This window comes from Halobacillus sp. (genome assembly GCF_049282395.1).
Classification (GTDB): Bacteria; Bacillota; Bacilli; order Bacillales; family Halobacillaceae; genus Halobacillus.
The window spans coordinates 1-4,295 of sequence record NZ_JBAPTY010000271.1; the positions used below are offsets into that span (position 1 = coordinate 1).

General features: G+C 42.9%; 3 protein-coding genes. All 3 read right to left on the minus strand.

Annotated features, from left to right (window positions below; all coding sequences use genetic code 11):
- Positions 1–299: 299 nt before the first annotated feature.
- Entirely contained in the window at positions 300–674 is a 375-nt protein-coding gene (locus WAM07_RS11365) for a PH domain-containing protein (RefSeq protein ID WP_422166942.1), read from the minus strand.
- Between the two features lie 16 nt (positions 675–690).
- Entirely contained in the window at positions 691–2,610 is a 1,920-nt protein-coding gene (locus WAM07_RS11370) for a glycoside hydrolase family 13 protein (protein ID WP_422166943.1), read from the minus strand.
- A gap of 19 nt (positions 2,611–2,629) precedes the next feature.
- Positions 2,630–4,295: glycogen/starch/alpha-glucan phosphorylase (locus WAM07_RS11375; protein ID WP_422166944.1), on the minus strand; the 1,666-nt coding region annotated here is incomplete at its 5' end.

Here is a 4,295-nt window from a genome sequence, read left to right on the forward strand (position 1 = left end):
TCTCCGGGGTCATTACTAATCCTACGGTCTGAGTCTGGGTCAGATTAAGGTTCACACCAATATCCTCCTCGATATGATAACGCTTTCAATTATTTAAGTCTTTCTTTTATATTGCAGGAAAATACAAAAATTTTCAAGAAGCGGCAAAACAAATAAATAACCATAAAGCTACAAAGTCTTCATGCCATGGAGTGAAGAGAGGGATCCAGAAAGACTCTGCACCAGCCAAATTAAAAGGCCGGTACATGTGTACCGGCCAGAGAAAAATTTTTCATAAATGTTCCACGTGAAACAATTCATTAAAGCACGTGAGCAGCTAACGTTTTCTGTACGTCTTCAATCGGGCTGTTCTTTTTGAAAAGCTTCCCGATCGGTTCACTGGATCCTGATATCCAGATTTTCAATTCTGAATCCAAGTCAAAACTTCCGGCAGTTTCTACGCTGAAGTGCGTAATACTTTTATAAGGGATGGAGTGGTATTCCACTTTCTTTCCTGTCATCCCCTGTTTATCTACGAGCAGTAATCGCCTATCGGTAAAAACAAATAAGTCCCGAAGTACTTTAAAGCCGCTCTCAATTTCTTCATAGTCTACTAGAATATCATCCAGCTGTTCCTCGAGCTTTTCGATATTCGCTTCACTTGCATTTCCCATTAATTCATCAAAAAAACCCATCGTGTACACTCCTTTCTTACTGCATAAATCTCAGCAGAATACATTCGCTGGGATTTAATTCAATAGAAAGATTTCCTTTCTTTGAACTGAAGATACGCTTTTTATTTTGCAGCGCCTGCCATTTTCCTTTGCGGATCGGAATATGGGCTGTTCGCTTCTCTGTAATGTTCCGATTAAATAGATAGACCATATGCTCATCATGCGCCTCATGACCAAAGGCATCTACTCCATTGTCAATCCATCTTTCAAAGCCGAACAAATCTTCATGCAGATCATGCGGTTTCCAGTGACCGGTCCGCAGTACAGGGTGTTCTTTGCGCCATTTTCCAATTTGTTTATACCATTTCAGCAAATCCTGCTCCTCGTTGCCCCATGGATAGGGCTTACGGTTGTCCGGGTCAGCTCCCCCGTCAACTCCAGCTTCATCTCCGTAATAGAGGGAAGGAATTCCGGGAAATGAATACAGCCATAAGCTCAGGCCTTTTACCTGCGCCCGGTTAATGTTTACCCGGTGCTCCTCCTCCATATCGCCCGGCAGGTAGTCGTGCAGCATCGTGATAATCCGCTCCACATCATGACTCGAAAGCATGTTCATTAACGCGTAAAAATATTGCTGGGGATAGTGTTCATGGAGTGTGGTCAGCCGACGGTTCACAAAGAACGCATCTACATCGCCTTTCATAAAGTCGAGCATAATTCTTCGAAGCGGGTAGTTCATGACCGAGTCCAGCACGCCTCCAAGAAAATAATCTCTGCGGTTTCCATAAGAACTTTTATTAGAGGCATCTTCCCATACTTCACCTAGAAGAACGCTGGATTTGTCCTCTTTTTTCAGCTGACGGTACAGCTTTTTAATCAAATCGTCCGTCAGCTCATCCGCTACGTCAAGACGCCAGTGATTTACTCCAGACCTTTGCCACGATTGGATAACACTGTTCTCATCATCTACAAGAAAGCTTTGATAGTCTTCGTTTTCTTTATTAAGCGTTGGAAGTGTCCCCACTCCCCACCAGGCATCATAGTCATCTGGATAGTGATGGAACGTGTACCAGGTGTAATACGGTGATTCCTTCGACTGATAGGCTCCTAAAGAGTCATATTGGTTTTCTCTATTGAAATAGATACTGTTACTGCCTGTATGGCTGAAAACACCGTCGAGCATGATTTCTATGCCCCTGTCAGCGGCTTCCTTAATTAACTGCTCAAATTCTTCTTTGGTACCGAGCAGCGGATCAATTTTATGATAATCACCCGTGTCATACCGGTGGTTACTTTCGGCTTCAAAGATCGGATTTAAATAGATAACGGTAACTCCAAGAGAAGCAATATAGTCTAACTTTTCCTGAATACCTTTCAGATTGCCCCCGAAAAAGTCCCAGCGTACAACCTCGCCTCGTTCATTTCTAATATAGAAAGGATCATTTTCCCAATGAGCATGAATTAAGCTTGTTTTGGGAGCCTTTGTGGAATCTATTTCTCCTCCCGCAAAGAATCGGTCCGGGAAGATTTGATACATCGTGGCGTTTTTCCACCAGTCAGGTGTTTCGTACTCGGGATTATAAACCGTGATCTGCCAGGAAGGCGGAACATGGTCATATATGGTTCCTTCTCCGCTTTCAAAGATGTTCTCACGACCGTAAAACAAGGTATGGTCCGTCAGTATCACTTCGAAAAAGTACCAGATTAACTGAGGTTCATCCGGCATCGTAATCGACGTTTCATACGAATCGAACTGATGCTCCTCGCTGTACAGATCCATCTTTTTCGTTTTTTCTGTATCGGTTTTATCAAGAATGTAATGAAGAATAACATGAGACACTTCAAACCGATTATGAATATCAATGGATAATGATACTTTGGAACCTTTTGGTGCGGCACCAAAAGGTTCTCTATAGGTTAAGTCAAAACTATTATGATAAATGTCCTTGTGTTTCACATAAACTCCCCCTAAGACCTCACTTTAACATTCGTGTGCGCTGAATCTGCCAAATATCAGTAGCATACTCCTGGATCGTCCGATCACTGGAGAACTTCCCGGATTTTGCAATGTTAATTAGACTCTTCTTGTTCCATTCCCGCTGATTCAGAAAATCACGGCTCACTTTTTGCTGAGTAAAGAGATAGCTGGCAAAATCTTTTAGTACAAAGAACTCATCGTTGTAGGTAAGCAGTGCGTCATAGATTTCCTGGAAGTCGGTTTCTCCCTTTGAAAAAGGACTATAGTGCACCAGCTGGTCTAAGGTGTGTCTTACTCTTGAGTCATTTTCATAAATTTCTCTAGAGGAATAGCTTCCATTACGGTAATACTCTAATACCTCTTCTGAACTCATTCCGAACGTATAGATGTTATCGTCTCCGACCAGATCATGGATTTCCACATTCGCTCCATCCATGGTTCCAACCGTTAATGCTCCGTTCATCATGAACTTCATGTTTCCTGTTCCGGAAGCTTCCTTACTGGCCGTTGAAATCTGTTCACTCACATTACTGGCTGGAATGACGCGCTCAGCAATTGATACAGAATAGTTTGGTAAAAAGACTACTTTAATTTTATCTTTTACATCACGGTCATTGTTGACGACATGCGCGATTCGATTAATCAGCTGAATCACCTTTTTAGCAAAATGATAACTAGAGGCTGCCTTAGCTCCAAAGAAAAAGGTTCTAGGTACAATATCCAACGTAGGATCGGATTTAATTTCATTGTACAAATGCATAATGTGGAGTGCGTTCAGCAGCTGGCGTTTATAGCCATGAAGCCTTTTAATGTGGACGTCAAATATCGAGGCCGGATCAACGGCGATCCCTTGAGTCTCTTGTACCCAATCAACTAGATTTTGTTTATTTTCCTGTTTAATATCATGTAAACGATCTAAGAATGCGTGATCTTCCTGTTTATTCAACAGATCTTCTAATCGTTTAGGCTGCTCAATCCAGCTATCGCCAATGGCTTCCGTGATGGCAGAAGTCAAAGGTTTATTGGCGTGCATCAGCCATCTTCTATGAGTAATGCCGTTGGTTTTATTATTGAAGCGCTCAGGAAAGGTATCATAAAACCGCTTCATTTCCCGTTTCTTTAATATTTCCGTGTGGAGCTTCGCGACTCCGTTCACACTATGACTTCCTACAATAGATAGATGAGCCATTTTCACCTGGCCGTCAGCCACAATGGCAAGATCGGCAATCCTGTCAAAATCTCCAGGATACGTCCGCCATAGATCCTGACAGAAACGCTCATTAATCTCTTCGATAATCATAAAGATGCGAGGGAGCAGAGAGCGGACCATATCTACTGGCCAAGACTCCAGGGCTTCACTGAGTGTTGTATGGTTGGTGTAAGAAACAGATGATTGCGTAACATCCCAGGCTTCTTCCCATCCTAAACCTTTTTCGTCCATTAAAATTCGCATTAATTCCGGAATGACAAGCGCAGGGTGTGTATCGTTGATATGAAGAGCAGCTTTATCCGGGAAAGACGTCAAAGGAAGATCCAAACGTTCAAACGAGCGTATGACAGACTGAACCCCCGCAGACACCAGGAAGTATTCCTGCTTCAGCCGCAGCCTCTTTCCTTCATCCGTCGAATCATCCGGGTACAGGAAGGAAGAAATAGACTCAAGC

Excerpts from the sequence above, each read along its gene's own strand:
- WAM07_RS11365 (WP_422166942.1), bottom strand. The coding sequence starts at position 674 with ATGGGTTTTTTTGATGAATTAATGGGAAATGCAAGTGAAGCGAATATC.